Here is a 23,122-nt window from a genome sequence, read left to right on the forward strand (position 1 = left end):
ATATCCTGATGTATTTTCTCTGATTCTCAATAACTTTGAAAGATTATTTGGGAACTCAGGTTTATTTTCAACCTCATTTTATTTCCTTTGAGGCTTGTTAAAGTTTATCCAGTTCATTAATGAATTACCCGCTATCCGAGATGAGTTTATTTGACTGAGAAAAGACTGTTAATGGGTAATGAAGCCATTGCGCTTGGGGCGATAGAAGCCGGCGTACAGGTGGTTACGGGGTATCCGGGGACGCCCTCGACCGAAGCTCTGGAGACGGTTGTCCGGTATGCGGACAGGTGCGGGATCTATACCGAGTGGTCGAGCAACGAAAAGGTTGCGCTTGAAACGGCTGTGGGAGCGGCTTATTCCGGGGCAAAGGCACTTGTGACCATGAAGCAGGTGGGGTTAAACGTTGCATCCGACCCCCTGATGAGCCTGAGCTACATCGGGGTAAAGGGGGCTCTTGTCCTGCTTGTTGCAGACGATCCGGGGCCTCATTCCTCGCAGACCGAGCAGGACACGAGGGTTTTCGGGCATTTTGCAAACATCCCTGTCCTTGACCCTGCAAACCCGCAGGAAGCTTACGAGCTTACAAAGCTGGCTTTTGAGCTTTCGCATGAATTCGAAGTTCCTGTCATCCTCAGGACTACCACAAGGGTCTCGCACAGCTGCGGAGATGTCGAGCTCGCGGTTCCAGAACCCGGAGCTGCAGAAGCTGCAGAACCTGCTCCGGTTGGAGCTTCCTGCGAGGGCTTTGTAAAGGACAGGCGCTGGACGATTTTCCCGAGGCTTACTGCGGAGAGGCACCCCTGGCTTGAAAACGTGCAGGTGCAGCTTTCCGAGCGCTTTTCGGAGCTTCCGTACAATTCGGTTTCCGGAAGCGGAAAAATCGGGATTATGGCTTCGGGAGTCTCAGCCTTCTATGTAAAAGAGGCCGTAAAGGGCTTTGAAGGGCTTTTCACCCTCTTCAGGGTCGGGACAGTACACCCGTTCCCGGAACAGGCAGCTCTTTCTTTCTTAAAGGGGATTGAAAAACTGATCGTGGTCGAAGAACTTGACCCCTATCTTGAAGAACAGGTTCTCCAGCTTATAGGAAAGGCTCACCTGCCGGTTGACGTTTACGGGAAAAAGAACGGGTTTTTCCCGGTGAGCGGGGAATACAATGTGGATATTGTTATCGATGGTGTCAACAAAGTGCTTGCAGAACTTGGAGAGCCTTCCCGACTTTCCCATGCTTCTCCTGCCGTTTTAAGGGAAGAGCTTCCGCCCCTGCCGGTCCGGGCTCCGACCCTCTGTGCAGGCTGCATGCACAGGACTGTTTTTTACGCTTTTAAGCAGGCTGCAAAACAGCTTAAAAAGGACTCTCATGTCGAGACTATTTTTTCCGGGGATATTGGCTGTTATACCCTTGGAAATGCTTTTCCTCTCAACATGGTTGAGACCTGCCTCTGCATGGGAGCAGGGATGAGCATTGCCGGAGGGCTTTCCCGCACGAATCCTGAGGTAAAGCAGGTGGCTTTCATCGGGGACTCGACTTTCTTCCATTCAGGCATCCCGGCTGTGGTAAACGCGGTCTACAACGGAGCCGATGTTACCCTTGCCGTCCTTGATAACCGCACAACCGCAATGACAGGGCACCAGCCCCATCCGGGGATCGGGGTTACTGTCCTTGGAAATCCCTCAAAAGCCATCGATATCGCCGGGGTGATCCGGAGCTGTGGGGTTGATTTTGTAAGGACCATGGAAACAGTCAGCCTTGAAGGCTGCATTGAAGCAGCAAAAGAAGCCATGGAATTCAAAGGGCCTTCTGCAATCGTGTTCAAAGGAAAATGTGTAGGGATTACAAAACCCGGGATAAGACTTACAATTGATACTGAAAGCTGCACAGGCTGCGGGTTATGCATAAAGCAGCTGGGCTGCCCTGCAATATTCCTCCCTCCGGGAGAAGACAAACCAGTCATCCAGGACAGCTGCAGCGGCTGCGGGCTTTGTGCACAGATCTGTCCTTCAGGAGCCATAAGCGAAGGTGGGGTGAAGAAATGAAGGGAGAAGGAATGAAATCCGAAGGAGCGAAACCTGAAGGATCAAAGCCTGAAGGATCAAAGCCTGAAGGAACAAAACTTCAGGGGATGAAATATGATATTCTGATTGCAGGCGTCGGAGGGCAGGGTGTTGTGCTTGCTTCCCGCATGCTCGCACTTGCAGCAATGGAAGCCGGATTCCGGGTGAGCACTGCCGAAACCATAGGCATGTCCCAGAGGGAAGGTTCGGTAAGCAGCCATATAAGGATAGGAGATGAGATCTCGGGTTCTCTCATCCCTGCCGGGCAGGCCGACCTGCTCATAGGGCTCGAACCTGCAGAAACCGTAAGAAACCTGCCTTTCCTGAAAAAAGACGGAAAAATCCTGGTAAACTCTCACGCCATAGCTCCTGCATCAAAGCCTCCGGGAAGTCCCGAATATGCCCCCGAAGCTTTGCTGGTATTTCTGGAAGTTCGCTTTCCGGACATGCTCTGCCTGGATTTTACCCAGCTTGCAGAAGAGGCAGGCACATACAGGGCTGCCAACGTTGCTATGCTGGGAGCGGCTGCAGGTGCAGATATGCTGCCTTTTTCAAAAGAAACCATTCTCTCGGTACTTGAAACCGAAATTCCTAAAAAACACAGGGCTGTAAACAGAGCGGCGTTTGAAGGTGCGCTCGAAAAAATTAAGCCGGGTACCCGGACAGGGAACAGAAGGTGAAATCAAATGTATGAAGCATCTTTGGAGTCTGAGCTCGACCCGGAAGTCCAGCTCTACCACCCCAAAATCTCGGAAGAAGATACCCTTGCAAAACTGAAAGACCTGCTTAGACGTGTGGTTGAAGGCAGCCCCTTTTACCAGAAGAAGTTTAAGGAATCAAAAGTGGATATCGAGAAAATCGGGTCCCTTGATGACCTGAAACTCCTGCCTTTCACACATAAAGAGGAACTAAGAGACGCCTATCCTCTCGGGTTGCAGGCAGTGCCTGAGTCTGCAGTGGTACGAATCCATTCGTCCTCAGGGACAACCGGAAAGCCTGTCATTATCCCCTATACCCGGAAAGATGTTGATGTCTGGGCCGAGCAGATGATGCGCTGCTACATGCTGGCAGGTCTTACCAACCAGGATAGGATCCAGATAACCCCAGGATACGGGCTCTGGACCGCAGGAATAGGATTCCAGCTCGGAGCCGAACGCCTGGGGGCAATGGCAATCCCTACAGGCCCCGGAAATACCGAAAAACAGCTTGAAATGCTTGTCGACCTCAAGTCCACAGCCCTGGCGAGCACCTCTTCATACGCGCTTTTGCTTGCCGAAGAGATTGAACAAAGAGGCTTGAAGGACCGGATCCACCTCAAGGTAGGGGTTATCGGCTCGGAGCGCTGGAGCGAAAAGATGCGCAACCGGATCGAAACCGAACTCGGGATCGAGACCTTTGACATCTACGGGCTGACCGAAATCTACGGGCCCGGAATTGCCCTTGACTGTTCCTATCACGAAGGGATGCATTACTGGTCCGACCACCTGCTTTTTGAGATCATCGACCCCATAACCGGCGAGCAGCTGCCGGACGGCACCCTCGGAGAGCTTGTAATTACCACCCTCACAAAAGAAGGGGCTCCCCTGATCCGCTACAGGACAAGAGACCTGACCCGAATAATTCCCGGGCTCTGCAAATGCGGCTGCCCCTTCCCGAGAATTGACCGGATCCTCGGAAGGTCTGATGACCGCATAAAGTTCAAAGCCGTAAATATCTACCCCGGCCAGATAGAAGACATCATCCACAGGGTCCCCGGTGTCAGCAGTGAGTACCAGATTCTCCTTACCCGCAAAGACGGCAGGGACAGTATGCTCTTCAAAGTAGAGATCGAAGAAGCCGAAGCCCCTGCAATGAAAGCAAAAACCGAAAAAGCTCTGGGAAAAGCCTTCAAGGACTTTATCGGGGTAACCGTGGATATTGTGGGTGTAAAAATCGGGGAACTTCCAAGAAGCATGAAAAAGACAAAAAGAGTGATCGATGAAAGGGAACTTTAAAGTCCTTTCATCACTTAATTTCCTTAAATCAACCTTTGATCGGCTTTTAACCGACCGCTTTTTTCCCCTGCTGCTGCCTTTTTTAACCTTCCCTGTATAACTAGCTCCGGCCATGTTTCAGTTTTATTGGACCGGTTAAGTCTTATCGGGTTCAGTCTTATTGCCCATTTTCATCCTCTACTTTATCACCAAGATCAGTTAACCTGCTCCTTTTAGCATATTCCATTTTACTCACTTCCGCGGAGGATTTTCCCGAAGCCTTTTCTTTCTCGATATCGGTCTTGTACACGATAGTTCTGTAGGGGAATGGAATTTCGATGCCTTCGCTGTCAAAGCGTTTCTTTATTGCTTCTCTGATCTCGCACCCTGAACTGTAGGCATCACTCCTGTCCTTAAACCAGACATAGAGGCGGAGATTTACGGCAAAATCTCCAAACTCTGTGAGTTGTACCTTAACCTCTCCTCTTTCCTTGAAATCCGGATCTACGGTATGAAGCACGGACAGATCCATAAGCCCGGTTGCAATAGTCTCGGGTTTCAGGAAACTCGGCTTTACGATGCTGTACTCGAGGGTCTGCGGAGGCATTACCAGGGGATGCTTTCGGGCCTCTTCAATCATGATTTTTCTTGCCAGGTTGATATCGGAATCATAGCTTATTCCGATATCTATAGGCCAGATAACTGCGGGGTCTTCTATGGTCCAGTTGATAATCGCCTCATTGCTGATTATCGAGTTGGGGATAATAAGACGCCTGTTATCCCAGGTTATGATTACCGTATGCCTGAGGTTGAGGTCCGTAACCTTTCCGTATTCGTTCATAATATTCAGCCTGTCTCCAACCCTGAAAGGTTGGAAAATGGCAAGGGAAATGCCTGCAATAATATTGCTCAGCGTGCTCTGGGCTGCAAAACCGATGACGATACCGGCAAGCCCTGCCCCGGTAAAGAGGGCTACGGAGAGACTGCGCAGGTCAGGAATGCTGAATATTATAACAATCAACCCGATAAAGTAGATCGCTGCAACCGTAACATGCCTGAACATCCGGAAAGCCGTAGTGTCCATCCGCAGCTTGCTGCTTGCTTTTTTGAAGTAACTTTCCATAAGGTGGTTTACAGTCCTTGCAACAAGGATGGTACCCATGCCTATGAAAATAATGAATAACAGCGTACCGTAGTTATTCGAGAACCAGGTGAATGCCTGCTCCAGAATTCTGTCGAAATAGGATATATTTGCTGCAAAAGAACTGGGAGTTTCTATAATACCAAGGGTAGTATTATTGGAAGTATTATTAAGAGTATCCAGGGTTTCCATGCACCCAACCTTTAGCGAGAAGCTTTATATAAATATTGATTTTAATAACTAAGGAACTAAAAAAGTGTGAATAAAATTCTGCAAAAGGACACTGAAGCAGCCGGGATGGATAACAGGTCAGTTGAACAAGGGAAAAATAATTAAAACAAGAAGTAAATTAAAGTGAAAAAGAGATTCGAGTAAAGAAGACTTGAGGAAAAAAGATTGGAGGAAAAAAGAAGATCCTCCATATGAAAGGCCCCTTTCTTCCTCATTAAAAACTGTTTTTCCTGATTTTTCCAGTCTCTTATTGTTCCCTTATTTTCTTACGTTATCTTTCAGGTGACCTCTTCAGGCATACAGATTTTCATTTCTGACAAAGACCCAGTAACCCTTATAGGGTTCGACTTCAAATTCGTCCGTCCCAAACTGGTTCTCGCCTAATGTTTCGTTAAGGCCGTTGTAACCGACATACCGGTAATAACCCGTAGTGTTATTACCCGGCACCCAGGGCCCCACAATTTTTGCATACGAGTTGTTAAGGGATGTAAACGCAGTTTCTGCAGAAACGGTCTCGTTTACAGGTGAACCCAGCGCGTTCCAGCCAGGATAGGTCTGAAGGCTCGGTGGAACATTAACCTGCTTCTTCTCAACCGAAGCAAACTGTTCCGAAGCATTGAATTCGGTTCCGTTGGGGACATTGATCCAGTATCCTTTCAGAGGCTCAATATTTGAGACATCTTCGAAGAGTTTGTTTGAAGCGTTGTAGTAAATCAGTGAGGTATAGTTCACATCCGAAAGCAGATAATCAACGCTTGTGTTGTTAGCTTCGAAAGGAATTGAGAAGAAGTGCCAGTCTCCTGCCTTGTCTTCAGTCTGGTTTCCGTCGGTCTGGTTTGCAGTCTGGTTTCCGTCGGTCTGGTTTCCGTCGGTCTGGTTTCCATCGATCTGATTTCCAGTCTGATTTTCATCGATCTGATTTCCAGTCTGGTTTTCATCGGAAGGAAGTCCACTGTCCGGAGGGATGAGCACTTTATCGATTATACAGATAACTCCATTGCTTACAATGATTATCTGTGTAACCGTTGCGTTTTGTATTGTGAGATTGTCACCTTCCATCTTTATTTGAAGCGCTCTGCCCTGAACGGTATTAACGGTATTCATACCGGCAAGCTGCTCGCGAGCATACTTCCCCCTGATCATGTGATAGGACAGAACTTCCCGGAGCAAGGTGGTATTGTTCATGAGCTGATCACGGGTTTGTGCCGGCAGCTGCTCGAAGGCTTCGTTACTCGGAATACAGACAGTAAAAGGTCCGGTTTCGTTCAGGGCCTGCGTCAGGTTTGCGGCCTGCGTTGCGTTCACAAAAGCGGTCAATCTCGTCTGGTTCTGTGCCACCTGGATGATGGTTTCTCTTGCCATCATTTTACTGACCGTGATGTTAACCACATAGGTCGCATTCTCGATTAAGGCTTCTCCACCTTCTTCTGTTGTGTACCAGAAGCTGAGGTTGTCCCCGTCATTTACCGGGTTCATTCCGAAGTCTGCTTCAGCCGGCTCTCCGTTGATGTAGGGGAACCACTTCTCTCCGGTAGTATTATTGTTCTCTACTCCCTCTATACCCTCAAGCACAAATGACACATTTGTCATGTTGTCGGTCATATCTTCGGTTTCGTTCCCGTTCATATCTTCGGTTTCGTTCCCGTTCATATCTTCGGTTTCGTTCCCGTTCATATCTTCGGTTTCGTTCCTGTTCATATCTTCGGTTTCGTTCCCGTTCATATCTTCGGTTTCATTCGCAGCCATGTCTCCGTCAGTCATGTTCTGCATTACGGACACGTTTAATTCGAGTCCTGTTGCATATAAAGCTCCGAAATCCGTGAGGTTGTCTATTGTGTAGTTCTGGGTGTCGTTTGCCGGCATGAAGGTGAAATTTCCTTCGGTCAGGTTTACAGTATCATTATAGAGTATTGTCAGATTTTGTTCCGGCTCAGGTTCCATCCTTTCTTCTACAGCAATGGTAATGTTGGCTGCATAGGTTGCATTCTCGATTAAGGCTTTTCCGTCTTCTTCTTTTGTATACCAGAAGCTGAGGTTGTCCCCGTCACTTATCGGGTTCATTCCTAAGTTTTCTTTGGCTGGTTCACCGTTGATGTAGATAAACCATTTCTTTCCGGTAATGTTATTATTTTCGACCCCTTCCAGGCTCTCAAGCACAAATGACACATTGGTCATGTTAGTCACATATCCGGTCATGTTCTGCGCCAGGGTAGCGTTAAAGTCGAGTCCTGTTGCATATAGAGCTCCGAAGTCTGTGAGATTGTCTATTGTGTAATACCGGGTAGTATTCGGCCTGAATATGACGTTTCCTTCAGTCAGGTTTACGGTATCGTTGTAGAGTACTGTCAGATTTTGTTCCTCTTTTTCAGGCGGAATAAGGACTGCATCTATTGCATGAATTACTCCGTTGCTGGCATTGATATCCTGGACTATGACCTTTGCGTCCCCTACGAATATTCCTTCTTCAGTGACATTGACAGGCAGCTCACTACCCTGAAGGGTTGTGACATTGCTCACGTTAGCCAGGTCTTCGGACATCAGAGTTTCGTTTGTGACATGGTATAGGAGCACCTGTTCAAGGGCAGCAGGATCTTCCTTCAGAGCCTCAAGAGCGTCTTCCGACACATTATTAAAAGCAGCGTCCGTCGGAGCAAACACAGTATACGGTTCTTCTCCGGCCAGGGTGGTATTGAGGCTGCTGTTATTGAAGAAACCTGATAAGAGGGTAAAATTTCCATTTTTCCCTATCAGGTCCAGTGTGGTCGTTGTTCCGTCATCCTGCGCCGAGCAGGTACAGGTAGCTGCACTCAATAACAACAAACTGATTAAAGCACAGGTTAAACTGGTAAATCTCGATCTAATCCAAATTCCCCCCTATTTTTCCCTTCAGCAGACCCCAAACCTATTCTAGTCCAAACCTATTCCTGTTATATCTGAACCCCATTTTTGTCTGGCTGAAGTTTTGTTTCGTGTGAATATGTGTGATTTCCAATTTGATATATCATACAAAGAGTATTTGTATTTTCTTATTAATATTATATTAGAATGAAAGACAGCGTTTTTATAAAAATTCGTTTAAATCTTATAATAATCAAAGTCTTCCAACCCGCTATCTGAACATTCAGTTTTTTATCTGACTTTTCCCCGGAGAAAAACCTTCTTTAAGCCACATCGGGGTTTAAAGCCCCTATTTCTTCTCCTCAGCTCTTTTTGAAAAACAGACACAGACCTTCTCTCAATAAAAAATCTCAATTACAGGAAAAGCCGAAAAAGGATAGAATAATTATTATTTTTAATTTGTCTCTAAGAAATAGCCTTCTAAAGTTGGAAAAAGCCTGTATAATATAGATTCAAAACTTATTTTATATATAAATTTATTGAGAAAATCAGGAATGACACTTTATGAAAAATGAAAGGAAGAGATTACTTCCTTTCTCTGGCGTAAGCAACGATTGCGTCTTTGACTCCGTATTTGAATGCCACCACGAATGCAATTCCCCATGCCAGCGGTCCGAAGAACAGGTAGAGGATACTGGTATCAATTAGCATTGTATCCAGGGCAACCAGAACCAGAATAAGAAGCAGGAAGCCCCTGAGGAGAGGAAGAATGATATCTGCCCCTTCTATCTCCATTCCTCTGACAGTACTACTCAGGTAGTCCATTACTATGTCTATAGAAAGAATTCCTATCACCAGGATCAGGATAGCTATGATGACACGTGGCAGATATTGAGTAATATCTATCAACAGAACGCTAATCATAGTTAATTGCAGGATATCAGATGCAGCCGTCAGGAAAATCAGATACCCAAATATTCTGACGATTCCAGCCACGATGCCTGAAGCTGTCAGTCCCCCGGATTTAATTGAAGCTCCAAAAGTAGTCTGTTCAAGTTTCTCATCTATACCGGTTGAAATAAGCACTTTCTGGAGCAGGTCGCTAATGAAGTCCACAATCAGCAAACCTATAAGCAGGACAACGAGAGCAGAGATCACAAGCGGGATGTAGAATATTACGAGATCGACGAAATTATTCACTACCCCGATGTTCAGAATGTCCAGAATGATTAAGGCGAAGATGATGTAAACGAACCAGCGGATGACTGCATCAAAAAAGCCGACCGTACTCATCTGTCCTCGTTTTATCATTCCGCCTATCACGGTTTTGTCAACCAGATCATCAAGTCCTATTTTGTCCAGTATTTTCGCACCGATCTTTCCAAGAAACTTTCCCAATATTATTCCTACAATAATAAGAATAATTATGGCTACTAATGTAGGAATAAATGCTATGAACTGATCAAACATACCGTAAAGACTATCCGTAATTTCAGTCCCAACCATATTACTCACCCCTATATTTTAGCTTTAAACCGATGACCTTTCCATTTTCCCCTAATTTTGGAAAAATCAATTACATATTTAACGTATTATATTGGAATATATATAATTATACTTAACTACAAACACTTAAATAACTCATTTTCAAGCTGAGAGCCGGCTTACACTGAAAATCATCCAATTTGCTTCAAAAGCCGAATACTCGTATTCGACAAAAAATCAGGCATAGAGCTTAAATTGATGAAGCTTCCATTAACTAAAGTGTTTATTTTTATTCGAAAGTGAGGGAGAGCCTTGAGACTTACAAAGTTAGGGAAAAAACAATCGAAGGTCGGGCTTGCCCCTGGCACTCTCGTGCATGTGGGGGAAAAAAAGTCAGAAAAGGTCGTAATTCGGGTTTGGAGCTATAACAGTGAGGAACTGATAGAAAAAGAACTGCAGACTGTAGAGGAATGCCTGGCCTTCAAAGACAAGCCCGGAATGAATTTATGGGTAAATGTCGATGGGCTTGACCAGATTGAGGTTATAGAAAAGCTCGGGAGCTATTTTAAGATCCACCCTCTAACTCTCGAAGATGTGCTAAACACAGGGCAACGCCCCAAAATGGAAGATTACGATTCTTATATTTATACTGTGCTGAAAATGATACTTCTCGATGAAGAAAGAGAAGAGATAATTATAGACCAGGTTAGCATCATCCTCGGCTCAAATTATATCCTCTCTTTTCAGGAACGGGAAGGAGACGTTTTTGATCCTCTAAGGGAGAGGTTAAAAAATCCTGCCTCACGCCTCCGAAAGAACGGGGCAGATCATCTTGCATACAGCCTGATTGATGCTATAGTTGATAACTATTTTTTGATTCTTGAGCACTTCGGGGAAGAGATCGAGGACCTTGAAGAAAAACTGATAGTGGATCCCACACCTGGAACTATGAGGATGATTCAGAAACACAAGAGAGATATGATCATCCTTCGTCGATCAGTCTGGCCTCTCAGGGAGTTGATAAGCAGTCTTCAGAGAGCCGAGTCAGGACTCATAAAAGAAAGTACACAGATTTACCTGAGAGATATCTATGACCATACCATTCAGATTATTGATTCCATAGAAGCCTTCAGGGATATCCTCTCTTCAATGGTAGATGTATACCTCTCAAGCTTAAGCAACAGAATGAACGACATTATGAAAGTTCTGACAATTATAGCCACTATCTTCATCCCCTTAACCTTCATTGCAGGAGTATACGGCATGAATTTTGACTATATGCCGGAACTCAGATGGCGCTTGGGTTACCCTGTAGTCATGCTTAGCATGGCGTTACTGGGAATAGGCATGTTTTTTTATTTTAAAAAGAGAAGGTGGGTCTAACCTCCTTATTCCCCCGAATTCCCTGAGTTTCGCTTCCAGAGGTTCGCGTCGGGATCGCAGAAAATCGAAGATTTTCTGGGCACTGCAAGTGCAACAGCACGAGGTTCGTTTTGCTCAAGCGGACTACTTGATAGGTTTTTTACTGTTAGTTTCGCTCAAGAGGATTAAATTATGAATTCTGCGACCTGTACAACCTTATTCGCTATACCGGGTCTTTTTTGTCCCGCTCGACGCAGGAGAGCGGTCTGTCCCAAAAAGACAAGAAAGAAGAAGAAAGAAGAGACGAAAGAATGTATAAGTGGAAAGTAAAAGCTACTGCGGACGCCTGTAGGTAAAAAAGAGAACCAAAAAGATCAAACCGGCATAAGTTTCTGTCTGATCTCTCTTTCAAATCTGTATTCCTTTCATTTTTGGAAAGCGCCACCAGACAAACTGGCGGAGGCGCTTAGATTTACCTGTAATATTGAATGCAGCTTCAGTGCACAAGAAACATATTCTTTCAGCCCTGGTAGCACTTCTTCGATATATTGTATTTTTTCATTGTGGCACTGGTTTTTCAAGTTGTTATTTATCTGTCTGGCAGGCTGGTCAAGGCTCTACGCGGCAAAGGAAGAGAAAAACTGAAGGAACTCCTCCGAGATTCCGAAACAGGTAAACCAGTTAATCAATCGGGCAAACAATCAACTAATCAGAGACCATCAATTTCTACAATCCTATAAAATTTATTTAAAGTAATTTTTTTATAATGGTTAGGATGTAATATTAAGAAATTTAGAAATTAATTGAAATGTGTTAACTGCTGGAATACTATGTACGGCTACTATGACCCCCCATTTTCAGTAGAACAGGAAGGAATCTCTATCTCCGTAGAAAAAACAGGGGACAGATGGACATACCGAAGGACCCTGGGAAAAGATGAAGTGGAAAAACTTATCCTCGGAGACAGAAAACGCATTATCATAAACCCGGTGGAACCTCTGAATACTCCGAAAGAAATTACTCCGAATCTACTGATAGAATTTGAAAAAACCCTGCTCCTTGCAGAAGGGGAAAAAAAACAGATTTTTTTGACTTTTCCGGTAGAAATAGGCGTTTTTATCTCGGATAATGGGAATAAGAACCTCCAGCTTCTGGATGTTTTTACCCTGGTGAGGCAGAAATTTACCCTTTACGGAGAGGTTTCGAATGGGGTTGTCTGCAAGCACTGGAAAAGCAGGTTATATTCGGTTTCTCCTTTACTCAATCCCCTGGAGGAAGGAGTCATGGAGCTTACTCTGCGCAATACCTCCTCGGAATGGGCCTCAATATCAAAAGCTGTTTTCAGTGCCTACGGGATGAAGCTGTACTATGACGGGGACGTCTTCATGAGAGCCAAGATGGATATCCTCAACCGGAATACGGCTGAAACGGGTTTTGAGCCGCAGCCCATTAACGGGGAGCTGAAGGGTGCTCTTGTCAAGGACCGAAAAATCAGGAAAGAGGCTTTCGGTGTTTACGGGCTCCAGAAGCTTGGCTTCGTACCTCTTAAATTTTATATGGGGTGGGGCTTTTGATCCTTCCTGATATTAATTTTCTTGACAATCAAATATATTCGACCTCAGAGGGTCCGGTTACCCCGGCGGATCTGATAAAGTTTGTTCTCATAATTTCCTTTTCAGTCCTCCTCTTCAGAGTGCTCACAATTTACCTGCGAAGGTCTCTTAAAGACCGGGTCAGTAAAGATGTGGGGGAACCTATCCTCAAACTCCTTTATTATGGCTCATTGATTATCGTTTTCATTGCAGCGCTTCCCTTAATAGGACTTGACCCCTCAGGGCTCCTGCTTGCAGGAGGAATCACAGGTATTATCCTCGGTTTTGCAAGCCAGAATATTGTCGGAAACCTGGTTTCGGGCTTTTTCCTGATGGTTGAAAGGCCCATAAAAATAGGGGACCAGGTGGAAATCAACGGGACTGCCGGCTATGTCACCGATATCCGCATAATCTCCACCCTTATCCGCACCTACGACGGGCTTCTCGTCCGCCTGCCAAACCAGCAGGTCTTCACCACAAACATCACAAACATTGTAGGACACCCGGTAAGAAGGTTCGAATACACAATTGGGATCCGCTACAGTGACGACGCTAATGCCGCAATCTGGCTTATCAAGGACCTTATAGATAAGGAGCCTTTCGCCCTCCTGAGCCCACCACCTTCTGTTTTCGTAAGCGACCTGGGAGACAGTGCGGTGAAAATAGTTGTCAGGATCTGGGCTCCTGTGAGTGAATGGTTCGGGCTGAAAACCAGACTCCTCTGGGCCATAAAATGTACCCTCGAAGAAAACGGCATAGAAGTTCCCTTCCCGCAGCGGGTGCTCCATATTAAAGCCGATTCTGGAAAAAAGCTTCCGGAGCTTGAAAATCTGAAGGAAAACCAGCTTGAAGAAAACGAAGGTGTGTTGAATTTTGGAGAACGAGTATCGAACCGAATCTGAGCCCGAATTGAAGGGCTAAAAGATAAGGAAAGCGGGAATTTGAAGAGGGCAGGCGTTTAAAAAGCAGGAATTTGAAGAGGGCAGATGTTTAAAGAAAGCAGGAATTTGAAGAGAACAGATGTTTAAAGAAAGCAGACTTTTCAAGGTAAAGGTTTCGGATTCCCCTTTACCCCTGCTTCTACATTCCTTTCTCTCCGGTATTAAATTACTGTGAAAAGTACTGTGATTTAAAAAGAACTTACATTTTTTGTACCTTTTATTGAAGAATTTTATCTTTGTTTTTAATTTCCGTTATTTTATCTTTGTTTTTAATTTCCGTTATTTTATCCTGGTTTTTAATTTCTGCTCTCAAGCGCCTCCCTGACAGGCTTTACTGTAAGGGCACCGGGCGCTCCTTTCATATTGTGAGGTGGCCAGCTGCCTGACTTTATTTCTTCCGAGCTTTCGTCATGTTCGTCTTCGATAAGCAGGATAAGCTCTACATCCTCAGAAACATTGTCTACCAACTTTACTCCGGAGGCTTTAATCTCTTCCAGGGCTTTTTTTCCTTCTTCCTCTTCAAAGGGGGCTGTGCAACCCTTTACAACGTTTGTTCGAAAACCCCTCTCCAGAAAAACGAGAACATTATGGTAGATACAGACCTCATCAACCAACTTGTCATGAATACCTCATCAATACCCAGCTCCGCAAGCTCCAGTTCGAGTCTCGAGTTTGTGAAAGCATTGTAGTGGTCTTTCGGGAGCCTGAGTACAGCAGCATTTCCCCTGCTGAGGATTATTTTCACAAGCTCCGCCATAGGGTCAATGATGTTTTTCCCGAGGGGGCAACGAAATTGCCTTCATACGTCCTTTCTTCGTGCTCGTATTGTTCAAACACGGAATCGTTTGTCATGTCTATAATAATCAGTGCTTTCAAGCTTTCACTCTGAACTTTATCCGTTAACCGCCTTCACCTTTTATCTTCGACTTTAAGCTATTTGCGCTATTTCTGTTCCTTAAACCCTTTATTTGATACAATTTCCCCGGACAGGCATGTAAGTACCAAAACGTTTAAAACGGAATATATATTAAAAATATTATATTGTTAGATCTTTTACAGATTCTGAAAATTTATATTTATTTGAGAAATTTACCGATTATTTTGTATTTATTTCTATCATGGAGCTTGATGCTCTCTAACATGAAAATATCAAAAGAAAATAACAACAAGACGCAAAAACAGGGACGTGTAGTATGTTAAAAAAACAATTGTATTTTTTTACTCTTGCTGCAATCTGCCTCCTGCTCGGGCAGGCAGCGGCAATCTCAGAGAATCTTACTTCTATAGAAAATGTATCGATAACATCAGAAAATAATAAATTAATTTCTTCTGAAAACAATGGTTCAATTCCAGATGGAAATAGTTCTTCAGGACTTTTTTCCCTTGCTCCTTTGAATCCCGATTTTGAGGAGTATCTGGAAAATGAGGAGTCAAATGAGGAACGGATGCTTCTTACCTCGGGTGAGCCTGCTGACGGGGAGACCGAATATCCGGCTACGGGCCTCACTCCGGCCCCTGTTGACCTCTCACACCTGAAAACTGTTGAAAGTCTGACAGGTGCGGGGAGTTATCCCGTTTCTTACGACCTCAGGACACTCGGGCGTGTGAGCCCTGTCCGGGACCAGATGGATGCAGGAAGCTGCTGGACGTTTGGAGCCTGCGCAGCCCTGGAATCTTACATTCTCGGAACAGAGGGAAAAAGTATGGACTTTTCCGAGAACAACATAAAAAACCTGCTTTCTGAGGATTATCCCGAAGGTTTTGACCGCACTTATGACGACGGTGGAAATGCTTTTATGACCACGGCTTACTTTACCCGCTGGAGCGGCCCGGTAAGTGAAACCGATGACCCCTATGATTCTCACTCGGGAGTCTCTCCTGCAGACCTTCCTTCCTTAAAACGCATACAGGAAGTAATCTCTCTCCCGGAGAGGAGCGGCCCCGAAGATAATGACCTTGTCAAATGGGCTCTGATGAATTACGGAGTTGTCGACTCTATGATTTACATTAGTTCCGACACTTATGATGCTGTCAACTTTACTTATTATTACACGGGCTCGAACAGTGCAGACCATATAATCGGCATCGTAGGCTGGGATGATTCTTTTGACCGAAATAAATTCACTCCAGCAGCTCCCGGAGACGGGGCGTTTATTGTCAAGAATTCCTGGGGTACCGCCTGGGGAGAGGAAGGTTTCTTCTATGTTTCGTATTACGACACTGTTATCGGGAGCGGAGGCACTGTTCATACAGCCGAAGACCTCAGTTCCTATTCCCATGTGTACCAGTACGACCCTCTGGGCTGGGTTGAAAGTATCGGGTCCTCGGGAAGCAGCACAGCCTGGGCGGCCAACGTTTTCACAGCCGAAAAAGCCGAAACCCTTGAAGCTGTGAGTTTCTATACTCCTGCCACAGGTACGGAGTATGAAATCTATATCTACACCGATCCGGTTTCAGGGCCCATAAATCCTGCAGGGGCAGAAAGTTCTGCTAACGGGACGATCACCTTTGCAGGTTACCACACTGTTTCCCTGAACTCTGAAGTTCCGCTTGAATCAGGACAGAACTTCTCAGTAGTTGTAAAATTTACTACCCCCGGGTATTCCTTCCCTGTGGCTGTTGAATACCCGCAGGAAGAGTACAGCAGCAAAGCCAAGGCAAATCCCGGAGAGAGTTTCTTCAGTCCGGACGGAGAAAGCTGGGTGGACACCGCTCTTGCTGTGGAAAACATGAACGTCTGTATTAAAGCCTTCACAAACCGGATCGAAGCGGCAGAAGCTGCTTTCACATCCAGCGTTACCTCGGGTCCGGCCCCCCTTATAGTCGATTTTATTGATGCAAGCACGCTCTCTCCCACGGCCTGGCACTGGGACTTCGGGGACGGAAATACTTCCACCGACCGCTTCCCGACTCATGAATATACTGAAGCCGGGAGGTACAATGTCACACTCCATGTAGAAAACGGATATGGAAACAGCACACTGGAAAAAACGGAATGTATCAGCGTAACCGGCTCTTCCCTGCTCTATGTGGACGATGACGGGCCTGCGGACTTCACTTCTATCCAAGCTGCAGTTGATGCCGCTTCCCCGGGTGCTACAATCATTGTCCGCAACGGCACATACAATGAAAATGTGGACGTGGACAGGGCGGTTTCAATCCTTTCCGAATCCGGGCCAGAATACACGGAAGTCAGCGCAGTAAATCCGAAAGATTCAGTGTTCTACGTAACGGCAGATGCAGTAAACATTTCAGGTTTTTCCGTAAGCGGAGGATCCGAACTTGTGTCTTCTGTCTCCTACGGAACCGCAGGGATCTGGCTCTATGGTGTAAAAGACTGTAATATCAGCGGAAACAAACTTTCGGATAATTTTATCGGGCTTTACGTAATTGATACAGAGAACTGTACCCTTGATAATAATAGTGCAGAATCCAATGATTATGGAATATATCTGAATAGGGAGAAAGGAGCTATCCTGAGAAATAACAGGATGGAAAACAACTCTTACAATTTTGCATTTAAAGGAGCTGCGACCGAACAGGACATTGATGAAAGCAATACCGTTGAAGGCAAGCCTGTCTACTATCTTGTAAATGAAAGCAACCTTGTCATTGATTCCGGTTCGAATGCCGGGACAGTATATTGTATTGATTGTCAGAATGTGACAGTCCGGGACCTTAATCTCTCCGGAAATTACTACGGACTTTACCTTTACAATACAATGGATTCCCATGTTGAGAACATCAGCTCTTCGGGAAACAGATACGGATTCTATATTAGCGATTCCTCAACCCTGAATTTCACAGGCAACTCCGCAGGTTCGAATTACTACGGGCTTTACATTGCAGGATCGAAATGGGAATCGCTCTCCGGGAATAGGATGGACGGGAACAGGTATAACTTCGGAATTGAAGGAAACTGTGCTGCGCAAAATGTACCCGAGATAGAAACAGGCAACCTGCTTGATGGAAAAACTCTGTATATCCTTTCCGGAGTCTCCGACCATATTCTGGACGCAGAGTCCGATGCAGGGTCGGGTCCGTGTTCCGTTTATTTACTCAACTGCCTGAACGTAACGGTCCGGGACCTGGTATTTCAGGACGAATTATTTGGAATCTACCTTTACGGGACGGAAGAAGTAGTAATCGAGAACAATACGCTCTCAGGCAACCACTATGGAGTGTATCTCGAAGACTCCGGAAACAGTACGGTAGAGGACAACGAAATTTCGGGCAATTCATACGGAATTTACCTGACAGCCGCTTCAGGAAATTCCCTGGCAAACAACACCCTTCCAGGAAATTCCGGATACGGCATCTATATTTCCGAGTCCGGGAGTAACAACATAAGCGGCAATAACGCCTCCGGAGGCCATATCGGAATTCATGCGGCTTACTCCAATAATAACAATTTTGTGGAAAACACTGCCTCCAGCAACGCTCTCGGGATCTATCTGCTTAATTCGAACTACAATATCCTGACAGCAAACACTGCAAATTCAAACAGTGAAAGCGGATTTGACCTGACCATAAGCCAGCACAACACCCTCTCAGGAAACATTGCTACGGAAAATGCCCGCGGTCTTACCCTTCAGGGCTGGACCGGGGAAATTTCGACTGCGGATAATGTCCTGTTTTCCAACACGGTTTCAAATAACTCGGAGCTCGGGATCTGGCTTACCGCCGCTGAAAATAATACCATATACGGAAACTCGTTCGACAACCTGAAGAACGTTAAGGACACGGGCCATAACATCTGGAACACGACCGCAGGGAACTACTGGAGCGATTATACAGGCTCTGATGCTGACGGTAACGGGATAGGGGACACTCCTTATGTTATCAATTCTATCACCGGAAGTAAAGACTACCTGCCAGTCTGCAGGGAACCGGGTGTCCCGCTTACCCTTACAGTTGGTTCCGTGCCCGGGACTTTTCCCTCTATCCAGGCGGCGGTAGACGCTGCGTGGGAAGGGGATACGCTTCTTGTAAGCCCTGGTACTTATACGGAGAACGTGCAGGTGAACAAATCCGTCAGCATCATTTCTTCCTCGGGAAACCCTGAAGACACAATTGTCCGTGCAACTATTTCTGATGAAAACGTTTTCAGCGTGAATGCCGATTCCGTAAACATCAGTGGGTTTACGGTTTCCGGAGCTTCTGAAGGAAATGTTGCAGGAATTTACATGAAAGGGGTATCCAATTGCGTTTTAAGCGGGAATGTCCTTTCTGACAGTTATTTCGGGGCCTGGGTAAATGTGTCCGAAAACTGTACCCTATCCGGAAATACCGTGACAGGAGGAAGATTAGGGATTTACCTTGAGAGTTCCGGGAACAGCACTGTAGTCAATAATAGTATTAGTTCGGTTTCTACCTGCGGACTCTGGCTTGATGGAGCCTCGGGAAACGAACTCTCAGGAAACGAGCTGCAGGACAACGGATACGGGATCGCTGTTCTAAGCATGAGTAATGAAAACGAGCTGCAGAACAACACCATAAGCGGAAGTGACGAATTGGGGATCTGGCTTTCGGGTTCCGAAGCAAATGTCCTGAGAAACAATTCAATGCAGGCCAGCACTTTCAACTTCATGGACGAATATATCGGGTCCGGATATCTTCTTCCGAACGATATCGATACCAGCAACCTGGTGGATGGAAGGCCGATATATTACCTTGTGGAAGAGTCGGACCTTGTCCTCGATTCGGCTTCAAATGCCGGTACGGTTTACCTGATAGGTTGTGAAAACGTAACAGTCAGGGACCTGGGACTCGAAAAGAACGGGGTCGGGGTTTTCCTTGCGGAGTCTTCGAATTCCACCCTGTATAACCTCACAGTATCGGAGAACGGGTATGGGATTCTGGGCCTGATTGCTGACAACAGCAGCTGTTCAGGCAACACTGTGGAGAATAACAGTTACGGAATCTATTTTATTGCCGGAGGAGACAATAACCTGAGAGGCAACAGCATCTCGGAAAACATGTTTGGATTAATGCTGGCTTCCGATTCTGCTGTCCTTAGAAATAATCATCTTTCAGGTAACGAGTACAACTTCGGGGCTTCTCCCCTTATTGAACAGGGAACATGTGATATAGATACCGGTAACCTGGTGGACGGAAAGCCCATTTATTACCTTAGAGGGGAATCCGACAAGGTTCTCGATGCCTCTTCAAATGCCGGTACGGTTTACCTGATAGGCTGTGAAAACATGACAGTCCGGGACCAGGTGCTTGAGCATAACATGTACGGCCTTTTCCTTTACAACACGACAAACTCGAGCTTTGAGAACAATACCGTAAACCTCAATTCAGGAGGCATATACCTGTATGATTCCGGAAACAACAGCATATACAATAACCTTTTCAGGAACCCGAGTAATGTCCTTTTAAGGGGAAGGAATGAAGGAAATATCTGGAACGTCAGCAGGACCGAAGGGCCAAACATCCTCGGAGACCCGTATATCGGAGGCAACTGCTGGGCAGACCCTGAAGGGACAGGTTTTTCCGAAACCACGCCGGATGCCGATGGAGACGGCTTTTGTGACGTGCCTTACGAGATTCCGTACTCCCAAAACGAGTTTGATAACCTCCCACTGTATAATCCACCCGAAGCAGGAGATGACGGAGAAGAAGAGGAAGAAGAAGCGTCCAGCGGAAGTAGCGGAAGCAGCGGGAGCCGATCAGCCCTTTTTGGGGGGATTTCGGGAACGTCTTCTGTCAACGTCCTGACGGCAAGCGTTTCCAGGCAGCAAGTAATTGCAGGCCAGCAGGCAGAGTTTACCTTCAGCGAATCCGGGTGCAGTGTTAAGGGCATCAGCTTTGTTGCAGGGGCCAGTGCAGGAACCGTGACCGGGAAAGTTGAGGTCCTGAAAGACCTGCCGAAAACGGTTCTGGAAAGCCCGGAAGGGGAGATCTACCAGTATATGAACATCGTCATCGGAAGCCAGTCTTTCGGGGAATCAGGTACTTTTGAGAGTGCCGTGATCGACTTTAGGGTCCCCCGCAGCTGGGTGGAAGAAAACAATATAGATGAAGCAAGCCTCACCCTGAACCGTTACCATAATAATGCTTGGGCCCGGCTCTCAACTGAAAAAACCGGGGAAGACGATGAATTCCTCTACTTCAGGGCCGAAACTCCGGGATTCTCCTGCTATTCGATTACAGGGGAAAAAAGAGGTACCATTACGATAACACCGGCAGCAACCGGGGCTGAAACCGATACAAAGCAAATGACTGGGAACGAAGTTCCGGATACGACATCCGAAGAAGCAAAGAAAAGCCCGGGCTTCGGGCCCGTCTTTACAGCGACTGGAATTCTTTCCGCACTGTGCCTGTTGAAAAAGAGGAAAGGAGGACAAAAAGCCTGAAATGTTAATACATAGAGGAGAATAGAGGAGAGAAAATCATTTCCCTCCTATTTTCTTTTTTGGAGTTCTTTTTTATAAGTTTGATTAATTTTACCCATTTCTAATTAATTTTTTCATGTTTATTTTATCGGCAACTCGCACTACACGTTTGATATTTTTAGAGACTAATAGAAAAACTCTAAATCCTGATCCCCTGTAATTGATTTATGTATGGTTTCGAAAAGTCTTTATTTTCGAAAAAGAAAAAAGAATAAATAAATCATGCCGAACACGGATATGGATATTAATACGATGTAGCCTCGGTATACCCCTATGACATATTTATCGTATGCTCTTTTAAGATATTTTCCGTAGTCTATATTATTTTCGGAAATTTCATTATCGTTGCTGTCATCCGAATAATAAATATCCTCGTTATTATTTAATGTGTTTTTGGAAATTGTGTTGTTATTGCTATATGTTTGCAGTTCAATACCCATAAAGTTGTCAAATATTGTATTATCAGTTAATTTATTGAAACTGGAATGCTCCCGTAAAAATATGCCGGTACTGGATGTGGATATGGAATTTCGGCTAAGCTCATTCTTGTCGGATCCGATGAGGGTAATGCCTATCCCCCCAAGATTTATTGTATTATCGACTATTTTGTTAGTGTCCGATTGAAGCAATATTATACCAGGCCGCAATAGATTATTATTATAAACTTCATTGCCATCGGATTCTTTCAAACTGATTCCGTACTTATCCATCCTATATTTTTCATCCGCACTTATGTTATTATTCCTGACAATGTTGAAATTGCTGAAATCCCAGATTGAAATTGCACCGTCATTATTAATTGCAGTATTATTCTCCAGTAAATTATTACTTGATGAATTAAGCAAAATACCTCGATTGTTCCCCAAAAAAATATTGTTGTTGATTATGTTGTTATCAGTATTATCAACATAAATTCCTGCCCAGTTTTTAGGTATGAGGGCCCATTGCCCTTCGGATGAATAGACAACTTCGTCTTTGCCTGTTGTTTCGTTGAAAGTACTGACAGCGATGCCTGCATCTGGGAAATAACGTTTCTCTGGTTCTTCAAAAGCACCTGTTATGGTAAAGCCCTGGATAGCAACATTGCTTGCAGTTATATGAAATATATGATTGCCCGGATTTGCAGCTCTGATAATCGTGTCATTGGGATTTCCGGATTTTGATTTTATAGTGACTGGTTTGTTAACGTCTATGTTCTCTGCATAGGTTCCCGGAGACACGATAATTGTGTCACCGGAATAAGCATTTTTGACAGCATCCTGAATTGAATCTTCCGGATAAACATAGATATCAGTAGCTGATACAATGCCTGCAGTCATAATCGAAAATAAAATGGATATACTAATGCAAATTAGTATGTTATGTTTACTTCTCATTCCATTTCCCCATTCTCAACAGCAAAGAATATCAAAAATTTGGACCCAGTATACACTTATTTCTTTTGAAATCTGCGTGTTATGTGATATGCACGTTATGTAATATGCGTGCTATGTGATTAGCTTATTCTCTCAATTCAAGGAAAACTTATTGAATATATTTGTTTTCATAATTTACGTGAAAACTGTAAGGAAATGTTGATATAGTGATAAAAAAATACTAACACATAATCAAATACAACCTTTCAAAGTCATATTTATGATTGGGGATACTGAATGGACGAAAAGTTAAGGAATTCTGAAACTCATACAATTGAAAATAAGCAAGCAGAGGAAAACTCCCCGGATGTGGAATACCGGCGGAACCTTCAGACCGATAGCGTTGATTTCATGAGCCCGGCGATAGAGAAGATTGCAGGTTACTCTGCCCGAGAGATGATCGAAATGGGCAGCATCAGTAAGTCTTCGGATCTTGTTCATCCCGATGACCTCTCCCTCGTTACTACAGGGTTCGTCCATGCGATTGATATCGGCTTCGGAACCCTGGAATACCGGTTCAAACATAAGGACGGGAAATACCGCTGGTTTGCCGACCACTTTACGATCATCAAGGATCAGGATGGCAAGCCCCTCTTCAGCGAAGGTATCATGCGTGATATTACGGGATCAAAAAAGAAGAATAAGTTCTAAAAAAGCACATAAAAAAACACATAAAAATTTAGAATTTT

The 23,122-nt window shown here is 45.1% G+C and carries 13 protein-coding genes; 8 read left to right on the plus strand and 5 right to left on the minus strand.

Features of this window, described 5'->3' with window-relative positions; translation table 11 throughout:
• Positions 1–150 precede the first annotated feature (150 nt).
• From iorA to ACSAZL_RS11955, 3 genes are read left to right on the plus strand one after another with little or no spacing between them, the layout of a single operon-like run.
• Positions 151–2,034 carry an indolepyruvate ferredoxin oxidoreductase subunit alpha gene (gene iorA, locus ACSAZL_RS11945; protein ID WP_440944870.1) on the plus strand — a complete coding sequence of 628 codons (1,884 nt, stop codon included), beginning with the start codon at positions 151–153 and terminating at the stop codon, positions 2,032–2,034.
• On the plus strand, positions 2,031–2,732 hold the full coding sequence (locus ACSAZL_RS11950; RefSeq protein WP_440944871.1) for an indolepyruvate oxidoreductase subunit beta: 702 nt from the start codon (positions 2,031–2,033) through the stop codon (positions 2,730–2,732). Before iorA ends, ACSAZL_RS11950 begins: the two co-directional genes overlap by 4 nt.
• A 6-nt stretch (positions 2,733–2,738) precedes the next feature.
• Positions 2,739–4,046: a phenylacetate--CoA ligase family protein gene (locus tag ACSAZL_RS11955; RefSeq protein WP_440944872.1), complete on the plus strand. Its 1,308-nt coding sequence runs from the start codon at positions 2,739–2,741 to the stop codon at positions 4,044–4,046.
• A gap of 157 nt (positions 4,047–4,203) precedes the next feature.
• On the opposite strand, the gene ACSAZL_RS11960 is transcribed toward ACSAZL_RS11955, so the two are convergent.
• From ACSAZL_RS11960 to ACSAZL_RS11970, 3 genes are all read right to left on the minus strand, one after another.
• A complete protein-coding gene (locus ACSAZL_RS11960; RefSeq protein WP_440944873.1) occupies positions 4,204–5,358 on the minus strand; it encodes a mechanosensitive ion channel family protein in 1,155 nt (384 codons plus the stop codon).
• Positions 5,359–5,688: 330 nt separating this feature from the next.
• Positions 5,689–8,217 (minus strand): fasciclin domain-containing protein, encoded by a 2,529-nt coding sequence (locus ACSAZL_RS11965; RefSeq protein WP_440944874.1) that lies wholly within the window; start codon positions 8,215–8,217, stop codon positions 5,689–5,691.
• Positions 8,218–8,820: 603 nt separating this feature from the next.
• Entirely contained in the window at positions 8,821–9,741 is a 921-nt protein-coding gene (locus ACSAZL_RS11970; RefSeq protein WP_440944875.1) for a mechanosensitive ion channel family protein, read from the minus strand.
• A 291-nt stretch (positions 9,742–10,032) separates the two neighbouring features.
• On the opposite strand from ACSAZL_RS11970, the gene corA reads away from it, so the two are divergent.
• From corA to ACSAZL_RS11985, 3 genes are all read left to right on the plus strand, one after another.
• Positions 10,033–11,103, plus strand: a complete 1,071-nt coding sequence (gene corA, locus ACSAZL_RS11975) for a magnesium/cobalt transporter CorA (RefSeq protein WP_440944876.1) — start codon at positions 10,033–10,035, stop codon at positions 11,101–11,103.
• 809 nt (positions 11,104–11,912) lie between these two features.
• Entirely contained in the window at positions 11,913–12,656 is a 744-nt protein-coding gene (locus ACSAZL_RS11980) for a DUF432 domain-containing protein (protein WP_440944877.1), read from the plus strand.
• Complete coding sequence (locus ACSAZL_RS11985) at positions 12,644–13,576, plus strand: mechanosensitive ion channel family protein (protein ID WP_440944878.1); 933 nt, start codon at positions 12,644–12,646, stop codon at positions 13,574–13,576. Before ACSAZL_RS11980 ends, ACSAZL_RS11985 begins: the two co-directional genes overlap by 13 nt.
• Before the next feature lie 335 nt (positions 13,577–13,911).
• Here ACSAZL_RS11985 and ACSAZL_RS11990 read toward each other — a convergent pair whose 3' ends face one another.
• Positions 13,912–14,229, minus strand: a complete 318-nt coding sequence (locus ACSAZL_RS11990; protein ID WP_440944879.1) for a hypothetical protein — start codon at positions 14,227–14,229, stop codon at positions 13,912–13,914.
• Between the two features lie 579 nt (positions 14,230–14,808).
• Here ACSAZL_RS11990 and ACSAZL_RS11995 point away from each other — a divergent pair.
• Complete coding sequence (locus ACSAZL_RS11995; protein WP_440944880.1) at positions 14,809–20,979, plus strand: NosD domain-containing protein; 6,171 nt, start codon at positions 14,809–14,811, stop codon at positions 20,977–20,979.
• Between the two features lie 227 nt (positions 20,980–21,206).
• Here ACSAZL_RS11995 and ACSAZL_RS12000 read toward each other — a convergent pair whose 3' ends face one another.
• Positions 21,207–22,337 carry a right-handed parallel beta-helix repeat-containing protein gene (locus ACSAZL_RS12000; protein ID WP_440944881.1) on the minus strand — a complete coding sequence of 377 codons (1,131 nt, stop codon included), beginning with the start codon at positions 22,335–22,337 and terminating at the stop codon, positions 21,207–21,209.
• A gap of 333 nt (positions 22,338–22,670) precedes the next feature.
• Here ACSAZL_RS12000 and ACSAZL_RS12005 point away from each other — a divergent pair, with 333 nt between their 5' ends.
• The gene (locus tag ACSAZL_RS12005) at positions 22,671–23,084 is read left to right on the plus strand and encodes a PAS domain-containing protein (RefSeq protein ID WP_440944882.1); all 414 of its coding nucleotides are present in this window, start codon (positions 22,671–22,673) and stop codon (positions 23,082–23,084) included.
• The last annotated feature ends 38 nt before the right edge of the window (positions 23,085–23,122 follow it).

Source organism: Methanosarcina mangrovi (genome assembly GCF_052057765.1).
In the GTDB taxonomy this organism is placed as follows: Archaea; Halobacteriota; Methanosarcinia; order Methanosarcinales; family Methanosarcinaceae; genus Methanosarcina.

Coding starts and splice junctions, on each gene's coding strand:
- ACSAZL_RS11950 (WP_440944871.1), top strand. CDS start 2,031: ATGAAGGGAGAAGGAATGAAATCCGAAGGAGCGAAACCTGAAGGATCA.
- ACSAZL_RS12000 (WP_440944881.1), bottom strand. CDS start 22,337: ATGACTGCAGGCATTGTATCAGCTACTGATATCTATGTTTATCCGGAA.
- ACSAZL_RS11955 (WP_440944872.1), top strand. CDS start 2,739: ATGTATGAAGCATCTTTGGAGTCTGAGCTCGACCCGGAAGTCCAGCTC.
- ACSAZL_RS11960 (WP_440944873.1), bottom strand. CDS start 5,358: ATGGAAACCCTGGATACTCTTAATAATACTTCCAATAATACTACCCTT.
- ACSAZL_RS11995 (WP_440944880.1), top strand. CDS start 14,809: ATGTTAAAAAAACAATTGTATTTTTTTACTCTTGCTGCAATCTGCCTC.
- ACSAZL_RS12005 (WP_440944882.1), top strand. CDS start 22,671: ATGGACGAAAAGTTAAGGAATTCTGAAACTCATACAATTGAAAATAAG.
- ACSAZL_RS11980 (WP_440944877.1), top strand. CDS start 11,913: ATGTACGGCTACTATGACCCCCCATTTTCAGTAGAACAGGAAGGAATC.
- ACSAZL_RS11970 (WP_440944875.1), bottom strand. CDS start 9,741: ATGGTTGGGACTGAAATTACGGATAGTCTTTACGGTATGTTTGATCAG.